The 13,080-nt window shown below is 70.7% G+C and carries 12 protein-coding genes; 8 read left to right on the top strand and 4 right to left on the bottom strand.

Annotated features, from left to right (window positions below; all coding sequences use genetic code 11):
* Positions 1 to 32: 32 nt before the first annotated feature.
* A complete protein-coding gene (locus tag AB0D27_RS15780; protein WP_362507879.1) occupies positions 33 to 1,331 on the bottom strand; it encodes an ABC transporter substrate-binding protein in 1,299 nt (432 codons plus the stop codon).
* A gap of 117 nt (positions 1,332 to 1,448) precedes the next feature.
* Here AB0D27_RS15780 and AB0D27_RS15775 point away from each other — a divergent pair, with 117 nt between their 5' ends.
* Both AB0D27_RS15775 and purU read left to right on the top strand, forming a co-directional pair.
* A complete protein-coding gene (locus AB0D27_RS15775; protein ID WP_362507876.1) occupies positions 1,449 to 1,949 on the top strand; it encodes a hypothetical protein in 501 nt (166 codons plus the stop codon).
* 214 nt (positions 1,950 to 2,163) lie between these two features.
* The gene (gene purU, locus AB0D27_RS15770; protein WP_362507873.1) at positions 2,164 to 3,048 is read left to right on the top strand and encodes a formyltetrahydrofolate deformylase; all 885 of its coding nucleotides are present in this window, start codon (positions 2,164 to 2,166) and stop codon (positions 3,046 to 3,048) included.
* Between the two features lie 146 nt (positions 3,049 to 3,194).
* Here purU and AB0D27_RS15765 read toward each other — a convergent pair whose 3' ends face one another.
* Together AB0D27_RS15765 and AB0D27_RS15760 are read right to left on the bottom strand one after the other, a co-directional pair.
* Positions 3,195 to 4,424 carry a maleylpyruvate isomerase N-terminal domain-containing protein gene (locus AB0D27_RS15765; RefSeq protein WP_362507949.1) on the bottom strand — a complete coding sequence of 410 codons (1,230 nt, stop codon included), beginning with the start codon at positions 4,422 to 4,424 and terminating at the stop codon, positions 3,195 to 3,197.
* Between the two features lie 620 nt (positions 4,425 to 5,044).
* Entirely contained in the window at positions 5,045 to 5,626 is a 582-nt protein-coding gene (locus AB0D27_RS15760; RefSeq protein ID WP_362507870.1) for a sigma-70 family RNA polymerase sigma factor, read from the bottom strand.
* Between the two features lie 352 nt (positions 5,627 to 5,978).
* Here AB0D27_RS15760 and AB0D27_RS15755 point away from each other — a divergent pair, with 352 nt between their 5' ends.
* Both AB0D27_RS15755 and AB0D27_RS15750 read left to right on the top strand, forming a co-directional pair.
* Complete coding sequence (locus AB0D27_RS15755) at positions 5,979 to 6,353, top strand: STAS domain-containing protein (RefSeq protein ID WP_362507867.1); 375 nt, start codon at positions 5,979 to 5,981, stop codon at positions 6,351 to 6,353.
* Positions 6,354 to 6,528: 175 nt separating this feature from the next.
* A complete protein-coding gene (locus AB0D27_RS15750; RefSeq protein WP_362507864.1) occupies positions 6,529 to 7,041 on the top strand; it encodes an EF-hand domain-containing protein in 513 nt (170 codons plus the stop codon).
* Positions 7,042 to 7,054: 13 nt separating this feature from the next.
* On the opposite strand, the gene AB0D27_RS15745 is transcribed toward AB0D27_RS15750, so the two are convergent.
* Positions 7,055 to 8,554: an AMP-binding protein gene (locus tag AB0D27_RS15745; RefSeq protein ID WP_362507861.1), complete on the bottom strand. Its 1,500-nt coding sequence runs from the start codon at positions 8,552 to 8,554 to the stop codon at positions 7,055 to 7,057.
* Between the two features lie 168 nt (positions 8,555 to 8,722).
* On the opposite strand from AB0D27_RS15745, the gene AB0D27_RS15740 reads away from it, so the two are divergent.
* The 4 genes from AB0D27_RS15740 (at position 8,723) to AB0D27_RS15725 (ending at position 12,932) form a co-directional block, all read left to right on the top strand.
* The gene (locus AB0D27_RS15740) at positions 8,723 to 9,910 is read left to right on the top strand and encodes an amidohydrolase family protein (RefSeq protein ID WP_362507858.1); all 1,188 of its coding nucleotides are present in this window, start codon (positions 8,723 to 8,725) and stop codon (positions 9,908 to 9,910) included.
* On the top strand, positions 9,910 to 11,064 hold the full coding sequence (locus AB0D27_RS15735) for an acyl-CoA dehydrogenase family protein (RefSeq protein WP_362507855.1): 1,155 nt from the start codon (positions 9,910 to 9,912) through the stop codon (positions 11,062 to 11,064). Before AB0D27_RS15740 ends, AB0D27_RS15735 begins: the two co-directional genes overlap by 1 nt.
* Positions 11,065 to 11,073: 9 nt before the next feature.
* Complete coding sequence (locus tag AB0D27_RS15730; RefSeq protein WP_362507852.1) at positions 11,074 to 11,991, top strand: acyl-CoA dehydrogenase family protein; 918 nt, start codon at positions 11,074 to 11,076, stop codon at positions 11,989 to 11,991.
* A gap of 479 nt (positions 11,992 to 12,470) precedes the next feature.
* Positions 12,471 to 12,932: an ATP-binding protein gene (locus AB0D27_RS15725; RefSeq protein ID WP_362507849.1), complete on the top strand. Its 462-nt coding sequence runs from the start codon at positions 12,471 to 12,473 to the stop codon at positions 12,930 to 12,932.
* Positions 12,933 to 13,080: the final 148 nt, after the last annotated feature.

Below are 13,080 nucleotides of genomic sequence, written 5' to 3'. Positions count from 1 at the left end.
CTCGGGGGCCGGTCGGCCCCCGAGGCCGGTCCTCAGTCCGCGTTCTCCAGAGTCCTCGACACATTGACGAAACCGCGCCGCTGCGCGGTCAGTTGACCCTGGCGTACGACCTGGAAGGTGACGTCGGCGTTGACGAGGCGTGGGAAGTCGACGGCCGCTATCAGGTCCTCGAAGCGCCAGCTGAGCGTCGGGGTGAGCCCGCCCGTGGTCACCTTGAGGCCGTTGTCGAGGGCGCGCCGGACGGTGAGCGCGGACACCTGGCCGTCGCCGAGTGACTCGATGACCGCCCGCAGCACGGTGTACGCGATCCAGGTGGTCTGCACCCCGGAGTCGGCGGGGTCGATGCGGTTGTCGCCGAAGGCCTGCTCCTTGATCACCGCGCGCATCGAGTCCCATCGCGGGTCACTCGCCGTCGGGTACCAGCCGGTGACGTACGAGCCCTCGTACGGGCTCGACTTGCCGCCGCTGGCGTCGATCAGCGACTGGTCGACGCTGCCGAGCACGCTGCCCGTGCGCACCCTCGGGTAGTCCGCGCTGTCGCGGCGGAAGGAGTCCATGAAGGTGTCGGTACGGTCGCCCAGCGCGGGCACCACGCAGCCCCGGTCGAGCGGGTCGGACGTCGCGTGCTCGAGCGCCTGGTCCGTCTGGCGCGAGTACTCGGTGGCGTCCTCCGCGGCCCGCTGGTCCCCGGCGGACGCGTGGCCCTGCGACTTCAGGCCGGCGTTGAGCAGCACCGGCAGCTGGTCACCGGCGATGGTGTCCGGACGGATCAGGGAGACCGGGCCGCAGTTCTTGCCGAGCTGCTCGCCGAGGCCGGCCAGCAGCGCGGGCTCACCGCCGTTGACGGGGTAGGAGAGGGGGCTGGTGAACTCGTCGTCGGTGACGCCGTAGCCGCCGAGGTAGGGGATGCCCGCGCTTTCCAGCGGGGCGAGGAACGAGCGGCTGTGCTGGCTGTAGGAGCCGACGACCGCGACGACGTTCTCGTCGGCCGCGCGCAGGGCGCACTTCGCGGCGTCCACGGAGTCGTTGTGGTCGTTGCAGGTGAGGATCTTGAGCTGGTGGCCGTTGATGCCGCCGTGGGAGTTGACCCAGCGGGCGTACGCCTTCGCCATCGCCGGCATGCCGGGCTTGTTGGTCGCCGCGGTCTTCTCGGGCGCCCAGGTCATGACGGTGACGGGGTCATCCCTGGAACCCCCCGTGGCACCAGGGATGACCCCGCATCCGACGGCGATCGACGCACACGCGGCCAGCGCGCCCGCGGACAGCAATGTGGCCTTGAGAGGCCGGGGGAGGACGGGAGAGCTGGTGCGCGTGCGTCGCCTACCGGTCATGGACACGCACGATTCCGTCACATCGCTAACCTGCGTGTGACCCCTGGTCAACGAGAGGTGACTCAGAGGTGAATTACGGGGGCCGGTGATCTGTTCTTCAGGGGGAACGTACGATCGATGACCGTGCAAGGTTCGGAGAACTCTTCCCGTCGCGGCCGTCGCTCCTCCACCATGGGCGGCATGCCACTGAACGACATGCCGTGGTGGCGCTGGCGCAGCAATGTGCGCTCCGCGCTGCACATGCTTTCCGACCCCGCCTTCCAACGTGACGTCTGGCTCGCCGGTGTCGAGGGGTACGGGGACGTCACCGACGCCGTGTACCGCCTGGTCGAGGACACCTGGCTGGACAGCTGGTCCGCCGAGAAGTACGTCGGCACGATCTTCCGGGACTCCCAGGAGGCGGCCCTCGTCGACACCGCCGTCCTGCGCGTCCTGCGGATCATGCACCAGGTGGGGCCCGACGCGCCCGTCTCCGCCTACCTCGACCACCACGGGTGGCCGGAGGCCGTCCGCGCCGCCCGCGACGCGCACGTACGCCTGGCAGCGAGCGACGGCGAGGATCCGGACGCGGTGCCGCGGACGCTCGAGGTGCTGCGGATCCTTACGCGGTCCGCTTAGGGACGGGTGCGTGATCGGATGGCGTCCGCGTGGCGATGATCGCGCGTTCGTCGGGGTCCGCTCAGAGACCCGTGCGCGGTTGGAGGCGTGGTCCGGCTCAGAGACGCGTGCGCTGTTGGGCGTGGTTGGCGGAGAGACGGCTGCGCCCTTCGGTGCCGTCCGTCTGGCGGGACGTACGCCCGGGCCCGGGGGCTGGTATGGGACCCTGTGATGCATGAATGAGCAGTCCGTTCGCGGGGCCGCGCCCGCCGCCGAGCAGTACGTCCTGATCCTCTCCTGCCCGGACAAGCAGGGAATCGTGCACGCCGTGTCGAGCTACCTCTTCATGACCGGCTGCAACATCGAGGACAGTCAGCAGTTCGGCGACCACGACACGGGACTGTTCTTCATGCGGGTCCACTTCTCGGCGGAGGCGCCGGTGACCGTGGAGAAGCTGCGCGCCAGCTTCGCCGCGATCGGCGACTCCTTCCACATGGACTGGCAGATCCACCGTGCCGAGGACCGGATGCGCATCGTCCTCCTGGTCAGCAAGTTCGGGCACTGCCTGAACGACCTGCTCTTCCGGGCGCGGACCGGCGCGCTGCCCGTCGACATCGCCGCCGTGGTCTCCAACCACACGGATTTCGCCGAGCTTGTGGCCTCGTATGACATCCCCTTCCACCACATCGCGGTGACGAAGGACACGAAGGCGGAGGCGGAGGCGCAGCTGCTCGAGCTGGTCCGTGCGGAGGATGTCGAGCTGGTCGTGCTCGCCCGCTATATGCAGGTGCTGTCGGACGACCTGTGCAAGCAGCTCAGCGGTCGCATCATCAACATTCACCACTCCTTCCTGCCGAGCTTCAAGGGCGCGAAGCCGTATCACCAGGCTCACGCCCGGGGTGTCAAGCTCATCGGTGCCACCGCGCACTACGTCACCGCCGACCTCGACGAGGGGCCGATCATCGAGCAGGAGGTCGAGCGGGTGGGCCACGGTGTGACCCCCGACCAGTTGGTCGCCATCGGCCGGGATGTCGAGTGCCAGGCGCTGGCGCGCGCTGTGAAGTGGCACGCCGAGCGGCGCATCCTGTTGAACGGGCGCCGTACGGTCGTCTTCGCGTAGGGGTTTTCGCCCCCTCCGCCCCTGCCCGTCCCGTATCTGGGGGCCCTGCCCCCAGACCCCCCGTATCGCGCTTCACGCTCGTCCTCGAAAATCCCCCACTCCCGGCTTCGCTCGAGCGGGCGGACCCCCACGACGGGCTGAACCCCCTACATCCGGCTCAGCGACGCCGCCGCGAACAGGACGTCCCTGATTGCCTCGCGGTCGCCGTCCTGGCCGGCGGCGGCCTCCTGGGGGGAGACGTGACCCGCGGCGAGACGGCAGAACTCGACCCCGTCGAGGGCGACGTGGGCGACCTCGCGCTCGGCGGAGGCCACGGCGCCGGGTGAGTCGAGCGGGATCAGCCACTCCCCGCCCCCGGAGCCCTCGATCTCGAGGCGCAGGCTGCGCCCCGGCGCACCCGCGGCGACGAGATGGCGGGCCGGCGCGTTCGACAGCCCCGCCCGCCGGCGTTCCGCGAGCGACCCCGGCAGCATCCGTGCGGCCAGGTCGATCATCCGGTGCAGGTGCCGAGGGGCCGGCGGCTCGTACGGGTAGTCCACCGCCTCCGCGATGTCCCCCGCGTGCACCCAGCACTCGAAGGCCCGGTCCAGCATCGAGTCGCTGAGCGGCAGTTCGAACTCGCCGTACGCCACGGTGAGGCGCCCGGAGCCTCCCCCACGCTCGGCTTCGCTCGTGCGGGAGGTGCCCCCATCCGCGAACGCCACCGTACGAACCAGGTTGTGGCTCTGCTCCCGCCAGGGTCCGCGTACGGACCGGGTGGGCGGGAAGTGCGAGGCACGCCAGTACGCCTCGGTGCGGGCCTCCGGCGTCGGTTCCTCGGGGGTGGCCGGGCCGAGCGGGTCCTCCAGGCCCAGCGCGACGGCGACCAGGCCGTCGACGCTCAGCAGATGGGCGATGACCCCGGCGACCGTCGTACGGCGGCTGGTGGATTCGTCGCCCTCGAACCAGCGCAGCCGCACGGGCGCGTGCCACTCGGCACCGCCTATGTCCTGCAGCAGCGCGTCGAGCCGCGCGGTCTCCGCGTCGTACGGAGTCGCCCACTCGGGCACCGGGATGCGCGGCGGGCGCCGGTCGAGGCAGCCCTCCAGGACCCGGGTGCGCAGGGTCGGGTCCAGGTCGAGGCTCTCGGCGGGGTGCAGCAGCCCGACCGCCCCGCGCAGCCGCAGCGCCTCGTCGGCGCAGGATCCGCAGTCCCCGAGGTGCTCCTCGACGGCCGCCGTCTCCTCCGCCGAGCAGGCGGCCAGCGCCCACGCGCCGAGCAGCGCCTTCAGGACACGGTGCTCGAGGACGAGCGGCGCGGGTTGGAGAGCGGCGGCGGGTTCGGGCAGCGGAAGCGGCAGCCCGGTGTCCTCGACGGAGGAACGCGGCAGCGGTATGCGCGGAGGCTTGCCCGCCCCGGTATCCGGCCCCGCTGCGGTGTCCGGCGCCCCGGTGTCCGGCCTCTCCCCGGTGTCCGGCTCCTCCCCGTCCCCCTTCCGGGACTCGCCGGGTCCGCCCGGTCCGGCCAATCCGCCAGGCCCGTGAAGGGCGCCGGGCCCGCCCGGTCCGCCGGGTTGGCCCGATCCTGCCGGTCCGCCCGATTTGCCGAGCCCCGTCGGCTCGCCGCGCCCGCCCGGTCCGCTGGGTCCCCCGGGTCCGTCCGGTCCCCCGGGTCCGCCCGGTCCGGCCAATCCGCCGGGCCCGTCGAGAGCGCCGGGTCCGCCCGGTCCGCCGGGTTCGCCGGGTTGGCCCGATCCTGCCGGTCCGCCCGATTTGCCGGGCCCCGTCGGCTCGCCGCGCCCGCCCGGTCCGCCGGATCCTGCCGGCTCGCCGCGCCCGCCCGGTCCCGACGCCGGCCCCACGCTCCCCTCACCCGCCGCCGCAGCCCCACCTACGTCGTCCGGACCCACGCCGCTCCCGGCCCCCGCCCCCTCCTCGAACCCGCCCTTCCCTTCCCCCTCGTGCGCCTCGTGTCCCTCGCCCCCGTCGGACGCCTCGAACCGGTCCGCTCCTCCGTTCACCGTGCACCCCCGTATTCGGGGGGCGCGCCGGTGGGGCCGGTGTCGTGGGCGGTAGAAAGGAGTTGGAGGCCGAGGCGGAGGCGGCGGCGGGCCTCGTCCTCGGTGACGCCGAGGTCGGCGGCGGCCTGGCGGTAGTCACGGCGCTGGAAGTACGCGAGTTCCAGGGCGGCCCGCAGCGGGGCGGGCATGGACGTGACGATGTAGTCCGCGCGGGCGGCCACCGAGGCGCGCCGCACCTTGCGCTCCAGGTCCTCCGTGGTGCCGTGGCCACCCCGGGCGAGCGCGGCGGTCTCGGTGGCGCGCAGCCGCTGCACGGCGAGGCGGTGGGTCAGCGTGGCGACCCAGGAACGCAGCGGGCCCTGCTTGGGGTCGTACGCCTCGGGGTTCTCCCAGACGTGGGCGAAGACCTCGCGTGTGATGCCGTCCGCGGCCCGCTCGTCCCCGAGCACACGGTGGGCGAGGCCGTGCACGAGTGAGGCGAACCGGTCGTAGAGCTCGCCGAGCGCCGCCGCCTCCCCGCGTGCGAGCCGCTGCTGCATCTTGCGGTCCCAACGGGGCGGTGCGTCCTTCTTCGCCATGCGGCCCCCTCACCCTGCCCGTGCCCGACGCCTGTCCTCGTGGTCGACGTATGTGCGCTGCCGCCGTCCAGCCTGTGCGCACCGCTGTCTCGAATGTAGTCGGCACGTCTGACAGCGCACGCCCCTTTACGCCAATGCGCGCCCCCCGAAGGGCCGTAGATGGTAAGAGCCGCGCCCGAAAAAGACCGTACGAGTCCGAAACAGATCGTTCACCGCACATTTTCGACCGTAGACAGGCGTTTCTTCGTTCGCGGACCGGTGTTTCATGGAACGAGGGCGGGGCAGCCGCGCTGAAGAGAAGCGAAGTGACCGCTTCCGTTTTTGCTGGGCGAGGCGAGCGAGAGGCGTACCGGTGACGCTCAAGGTGACCGACGGCGACGAGGGTGAGTGGGCCGTGCTCCGGGTGTCGGGCGAGCTGGACCTCGTGACATCACCGGTGCTGCGCCAGCGGGTGCACGACGCGGTGGCCGAGGGGCGCCGCAGTCTTGTCCTCGACCTCGCCGGGGTCCTCTTCTGCGACTCCAGCGGCGTCGGCGTCCTCATCGCCACCCGCCGCCTGATCCGTTCCTGTCAGGGCCGCCTGCGTCTGATCCTGCCCGCCCAGGGCGCGTACGACGGTTCGCACGTCAACCGTGTCCTCGCGGCCCTCGGCGTACGCCGCCTCTTCGACGTCTATCCGGACGTCACCGCGGCCGTCGACGAGGAGTCGAGCCCCCTGTCGGCGTGACGCACCTCACCCGGTACGCGACGCCGCGCGACAGAGTTGTCCCGGAATTCCCGCGGTCTTGGTACAACCATCGTTTTCCCGCTCCCGAGGTGGCCTCCGCGTCGTACGCTCCGTCCCAGATGAACCCCAGTCCGGCTGAGAGTCCGGCTGAGATGTAAGGCGGTCCGAGGACACCATGGTCAACTCCGAGTACGAGCGCAGGATTGCCGCCCGGTTCACCGGCTTCGACCAGGACGGCAACGGCTACATCGACCGGGAGGACTTCAACGCCGCGACCAAGGCGGTCCTCGCCGAGTTCGCCACGACGGCCCGGTCGGACAAGGGCCAGGCCCTCTACGTCGGCGCCGAGGCGTTCTGGCAGGGCATGGCAGGGATTGCGGACCGGGACGGCGACCAGCGGATCACCCGCGAGGAGTTCGTGAGCGGCGCGGTGAAGCGGCTGCGCGACAACCCCGACCGGTTCGCCGAGATCGCCCGGCCCTTCCTGCACGCCGCCCTCGCCGTCGCAGACACCGACGGGGACGGTGCGGCCACGGTCGAGGAGACCGCCCGTGTCCTCAAGGCCCTGGGCGTGAACGACGACATCGCCGCCGTCGCGGCCGCCACCCTGGACGCGGACTCCGACGGCCGGATCGGTGAGTCGGAGGTCGTGAGCGCGTTCGCCCGCTACTTCACGGTGCCGGAGTAGGACGCACCGGGACTCACCTCGAATATCGCTCCCTGAGCCGGTACTTGAGCACCTTGCGCAAGGTCTCGTTGCGCGGAAGGGCGTCCACTACTTCCAGTTGCTCGGGCAGCTTGTGGACCGACAGCCCTTCCTCGCGCAGATACGAAGTGACAGCCTTCAGCGTCAACTCCCCGGCCCCTGGCGGCTGTTCGACCACCGCGCAGACCCGCTCCCCGCGCTCGGCGTCGGGCAGTCCGATCACGGCCACGTCCCCGACCGCCGGGTGCCGGTGCAGCAGGTCCTCGATCTCCTTGGCCGAGATGTTCTCGCCCTTGCGGATGATGATGTCCTTCAGGCGCCCGGTGAGGACGAGGTGCCCGCTGTCCGTCAGATGCCCGACGTCCCCGGTGATCAGGAACCCGTCGGCGTCGAAGGCCGCGGCGGTCTGCTGGGGGTCCAGATACCCCTGACAGACGGCCTCCCCGCGCAGTCGCACCTCGCCGTCCACGATCCGTATCTCCATGCCCTCTGGGGGCCTGCCCTCCGTCGTCGCCAGGTTCCCGACCGCGTCGTCCGGCGACCCCATGGTGATCATCGGGACCTCGGTCATCCCGTACCCGTGAGTGAGCTGCACCCCCATCTCGCGTACGACGGAGTGGTACACCTCGGGCGGCTTCGGCGCCCCGCCGCCCGCGAGGAGCCGCAGCGTCGGAATGACCGGCACCCCGGGCTGCTTGCGCTGTTCGGCGAGGAACATCGAGTAGAAGGCCGTGGAGCCGCCCGCCACCGTCACTCCGTGCTTGCGATAGCCCTCCAGTGCGGCGGGCAGCGCGAAGTGCTCGAACATCACGGCGGGGAAGCCGTACAGCAGCAGCATCACCGTGTAGTCGGGTCCGGCGATGTGCGCGTACGGGAAGGCCATCGAGCCCACGTCGTCGGCGGACAGGCGCAGCGCGTGCGCGAGGCAGGAGCCGCCCGCGATCAGCGAACGGTCCGTGTGCAGGACGCCCTTGGGGTCGGAGGTGGTGCCCGAGGTCCAGTAGATCCAGCGGACCGAGGTGCCGTCGGCGGGCGGGGCCGGGAGTACGGAGGGATCGCCGTCCGGCAGGACGTCGTACGCCTCGAAGACGCCCTTCGCGCCGAGCCGCCGCGCCATACCCGTGTGGTCAAAGCCCCGCCACTCGCCCGGTACGGCGAAGTACTCGGCCTTGGACTCCCGTAGCGCGAAGCCGACTTCGCGGTCCCGGTAGAAGGGGATCACCGGCGACTGTACGGCGCCGAGGCGGGCCAGCGCGAAGGACAGCAGCGCGGTCTCGATCCGGGTGGGCAGCTGCCAGGCGACCACCGTGCCGGGGCGTACGCCCCTGTCGTAGAGGCCCGCCGCCACGCGTTCGGCGCGGTCGCGCAGCTCGCCGAAGCTCAGTGAGCGGTCGTCCTGGAGGAGGACGGGCCGGTCGGGGGTGAGGTCGGCGCGACGGGCCACCAGGTCCCAGAGCGTGCGGGCGGAACTCAGCTCGTGTGCGGTGTCGTTCACTTGGGCCCCCTGTAACTGACGGGCTGTCAGATGGTGGGCAGAGCGTAGGGCCCGCCGCCTTGTCGGTCCATAGGCGCGGGGTTAGCCTGCTTGTGACCAGTGATCTGACGGTCCATCAGAAAAATGCGAGATCAGAAAATGCGAGATCCTTGCCAGGCGGAGGGGACCATGACCGAACTGCCCCGCATCATCAGCGTCGACGACCATGTGATCGAGCCCGCGCACCTCTTCGAGACCTGGCTGCCGCGGAAATACCGCGAGCGCGGGCCCCGCCCCCTGACCGCCGGCATCGGCGAACTCGCCTACGTCGGCGGGAAGTACCAGATCACGATGGACCCGGAGGGGCCGCCCACCGACTGGTGGATCTACGAGGACCTCAAGTTCCCGTACAAGCGCAACATCGCCGCCGTCGGCTTCGACCGCGACGAGATGACGCTGGAGGGCATCACCCGCGCGCAGATGCGGCCGGGCTGCTGGGACCCGGTCGAACGGCTCAAGGACATGGACCTCAACCATGTCGAGGCCAGCCTCTGCTTCCCCACCTTCCCCCGCTTCTGCGGGCAGACCTTCGCCGAGGCGCACGACAAGGAAGTGGCCCTGGCCTGTGTGCGGGCGTACAACGACTGGATGGTCGAGGAGTGGTGCGGCGGCAGCGGCGGCCGGCTGATCCCGCTGTGCCTCATCCCGTTGTGGGACATCGACCTCGCGGTCGCCGAGATCCGGCGCAACGCGGCCCGGGGCGTGAAGGCCGTGACCTTCTCGGAGATCCCCACCTACCTGGGACTGCCCTCCATCCACTCCGGCTACTGGGACCCCTTCTTCGCGGTCTGCCAGGAGACGGGCACGGTCGTGAACATGCACATCGGGAGCAGTTCGCAGATGCCCGCCGCCTCTCCGGACGCCCCGCCCGCCGTGCAGGCCTCGCTGTCCTTCAACAACGCGATGGCCTCGATGATGGACTTCCTGTTCAGCGGTGTGCTGGTGAAGTTCCCGCGCCTCAAACTCGCCTATTCAGAGGGGCAGATGGGATGGATCCCGTACGCCCTGGAACGCGCTGACGACGTCTGGCAGGAACACCGCGCGTGGGGCGGCGTCAGGGATCTGATTCCCGAGCCCCCGTCGACGTACTACTACCGGCAGATCTTCTGCTGCTTCTTCCGCGACAAGCACGGCGTCGCGTCCCTCGACGTGGTCGGCCGGGACAACGCCACCTTCGAGACCGACTACCCGCACGTCGACTCGACCTTCCCGCACACCAAGGAGGTCGCCCTCGACCATGTGAAGGGCCTCGACGACGAGACCGTCCACAAGCTGATGCGCGGCAACGCCATCCGCATGCTGGACCTGGATCTGTAGTGGACCTGGCGTACACCCCGCAAGAGGAGGAGTTCCGGGCGCGCCTTCGACAGTGGCTCGGCAAGGTGCTGCCGTCGCTGCCGCCGAAACCGTCCCCGGACGACTGGCCGGGCAGACGGGCGTACGACCTCGGCTGGCAGCGGATGCTGTACGACGCCGGGTACGCGGGTCTGCACTGGCCCGTCGACGCGGGCGGCCGGGGCGCCACCCCGACGCAGCACCTCATCTACCTGGAGGAGACGGAAAGGGCGGGCGCCCCCTACGTAGGGGCCAATTTCGTCGGACTGCTGCACGCCGGGCCGACCATCGCCTCCGAAGGGAGTGCCGAACAGCGGGCGCGCTGGCTGCCGCCGGTGCTGCGCGGCGAGGAGGTGTGGTGTCAGGGCTTCAGCGAGCCGGACGCGGGTTCGGACCTCGCGGCGCTGCGCACGCGCGCGTGGCGGGACGGCGACGACTACGTGGTGAGTGGGTCCAAGATCTGGACCTCCCACGCCGAGGTGGCCGACTGGTGCGAGCTGCTGGTACGGACCGATCCCGCGGCGCCCAGACACCGGGGCATCTCCTGGCTCGCCATGCCCATGGACGCGCCCGGGATCACGGTCCGGCCGCTGCGGACGCTCGCGGGCTCCACCGAGTTCGCCGAGGTCTTCCTCGACGAGGTGCGCGTCCCGGTCACGGGCCGCGTCGGCGCCGAGAACGACGGCTGGCGAGTGACCATGGTGACGCTGTCCTACGAGCGCGGTACCGCCTTCGTCGGAGAGGTCGTCGCCTGCCGCCGGGTGCTGGGCGAACTCGCCCGTGAGGCACGGAAGAACGGCCGCTGGGACGATGCCGTACTGCGCCGCCGCCTGGGCAGGCTGAACGCCGAGTTCCGCGCGCTGTGGCGGCTCACGCAGTGGAACGTCAGCGAGTCGCAGCGGACAGGGGGAGTACCGGGCGTCGGGGGTTCGGTTTTCAAACTGAGCTACTCGCACGCGCGCCAGGAGCTGTACGACACCGCCGCCGAGGTTCTCGGCCCCGAGGCGCTCGACCTCGGGCGGGAGTGGACCCTCGACCGGCTTACGTCCCTGTCGTACACCATCGCGGCCGGCACCTCGCAGATCCAGCGGAACATCGTGGCCGAGCGGATCCTCGGCCTTCCCAAGGGACGGTGAGTTCGAAAAGTGGACTTCCAACTCACAGATGATCAACGCGCGTTGAAGGCCGGCGTACGCGAACTGCTGACCGCGCGCTTCGGACGCGAGGAGCTGCGGGCCGCCGTGGCCGACGGGCCGCCCGTCCTCGACCGGACCCTGTGGCGCGAGCTCGGCGCGGCGGGGTTCTTCGCGCTGCGGCTCCCGGACGCGGCCGGCGGCGTCGGACTGGGCCTCCAGGAAGCCGTCCTGGCCTTCGAGGAGGCGGGCCGTGTCCTGCTGCCCGGCCCGCTGATCGCGACCCACCTCGCGGCGGGCGCGGTGGACGGGGCGGCCACCGGCGAGACCGTGGTGGCCGCCGTCGACGCAGGACTGGTGGAGTGGCTGTCCCAGGCCGATGTCGTACGAGGCGACACGACCGGCGCCGAGCCGCTGGAGTCGGTGGATCCGCTGACCCCGCTGCACCGGGTGCCCGCATCCGCCGAGGGCGACCGCAGGGGCGACTTGGGGGACGACGATTCAGGGGCCGTACACCTCACCTCACTCCTCACCGCCGCCGAACAGCTGGGCACCGCCGCCCGCACCTGCGAGCTGGCCGTGCAACACGCCCGGACCCGCGAGCAGTTCGGGCAGCCGATCGGGGCCTTCCAGGCGGTGAAGCACCTGTGCGCGGAGATGCTGGTGCGGGTGGAGGTGGCCCGCGCGGCCGTCTATGCGGCGGCCGTCACCGCCGACCCGGCCGAGGTGGCCGCGGCCCGGCTGCTGGCCGATGAGGCCGCCGTGCGCGGCGCCCGCGACTGCCTCCAGGTGCACGGCGGCATGGGCTTCACCTGGGAGTCCGATGTCCATCTCCACCTCAAGAGGGCGTGGGTGCGGACGCAGCGTGCGGGCGGAGTTACGGAGTGTGAGGAGATGTTGGCGGGCGAACTGCTGACCGGAGTGGCCTAGAGGGCCCCTGGGCAGGCATGTCGCGGGAAGGGCGCGAGCGAATGTTGCGGATCGTGGCATACCGGAATTACGGAGCGTTGATATCGGGTTGTGTCCTAGGCGTGACTTGTCACGGCCTGGAGTCGGCGCCGGGCTCCGGTACCTTGTGTGGGATGCGAGTGGTTCTGAGGCTGAGCCATCCCGGTGTTGCCCCTGAGGCGACTCCGGACCCGGCGATGCATACCGCTCGCAGGGCAGGACGGACCCCCGTGCCTGCCTGTTCGACTCCCCGTGGCGAGCGTCGCACAGTATGCCGCACGCGTACTCCTTCGCGCTGGAATATGCCCGAAGCGCTTGTTGGGGTGACTGTACGTCAACCATGCTGTTTCGCAAGGGAATCACTTTCCGTGATCCTTGTTCTGGCCATGCAGAAAATGGCTACGATCGTGGCCCTTGTGAGGCGCGAGGCGATGTGTCCGCCGGTTCGGATGGTGTGAGCGGTGCAGGTGCTTCAAGTGCAGCTGGAGATCCGGCCCGACCCCGCAGAGGTGGGGCGAGCCCGGCGGTGGGCCCGTTCAAGGCTCGCCGGGTCCGGGATAGGGGCCGATGAACCACTCGCCGAGACGCTGATCCTGCTCGTCTCCGAACTCGTCACCAACGCCGTGGTCCACACCGGCTGTCCGGCCGTGCTGCGGCTGTGCCTGCCGTGCGGCGCCAATGCGGCCACCGTCCGCCTGGAGGTGGCCGACTCCAGCGCCCGGCCCCCGGTGCCCCGGCATGCCGACGGCGACGAGACCAACGGCCGCGGCCTGGAACTGGTCGACGGCCTCGCGGACCGCTGGGGCTGGAATCCCGAGGGCGCCGGCAAGCGCATCTGGTGCGAGGTCGACCGCTGCGCCCCGGGTGCCGCGGCGGGAGCGGTGTATCCCGCGTACGAGGACTTCGCGTACGAGGCGGTCTAGCGGACCGGTCCGGCCGCGCGCGCGGAGCGTGGACGCGCGGTCTTGTGCATGTATGCACGAAACGGGAGTACAGGGCCACGTTGGTGGCCGAATGCGCCGGGTCGTGCTTCTGTACGCGTTGCCGCAAAAAGGATGTCAAGTGCTAAAT

This window comes from Streptomyces sp. NPDC048415 (assembly GCF_040651675.1).
Classification (GTDB): Bacteria; Actinomycetota; Actinomycetes; order Streptomycetales; family Streptomycetaceae; genus Streptomyces.
The sequence above is the reverse complement of the archived record's forward strand: the minus strand, read 5'-3'. Positions and strand labels throughout refer to the sequence as shown.

What these genes read in the sequence shown, in the direction of transcription:
- AB0D27_RS15780 (WP_362507879.1), bottom strand. Translation starts at nt 1,331, where the DNA reads ATGACCGGTAGGCGACGCACGCGCACCAGCTCTCCCGTCCTCCCCCGG.
- AB0D27_RS15775 (WP_362507876.1), top strand. Translation starts at nt 1,449, where the DNA reads ATGACCGTGCAAGGTTCGGAGAACTCTTCCCGTCGCGGCCGTCGCTCC.
- purU (WP_362507873.1), top strand. Translation starts at nt 2,164, where the DNA reads ATGAATGAGCAGTCCGTTCGCGGGGCCGCGCCCGCCGCCGAGCAGTAC.
- AB0D27_RS15760 (WP_362507870.1), bottom strand. Translation starts at nt 5,626, where the DNA reads ATGGCGAAGAAGGACGCACCGCCCCGTTGGGACCGCAAGATGCAGCAG.
- AB0D27_RS15750 (WP_362507864.1), top strand. Translation starts at nt 6,529, where the DNA reads ATGGTCAACTCCGAGTACGAGCGCAGGATTGCCGCCCGGTTCACCGGC.
- AB0D27_RS15740 (WP_362507858.1), top strand. Translation starts at nt 8,723, where the DNA reads ATGACCGAACTGCCCCGCATCATCAGCGTCGACGACCATGTGATCGAG.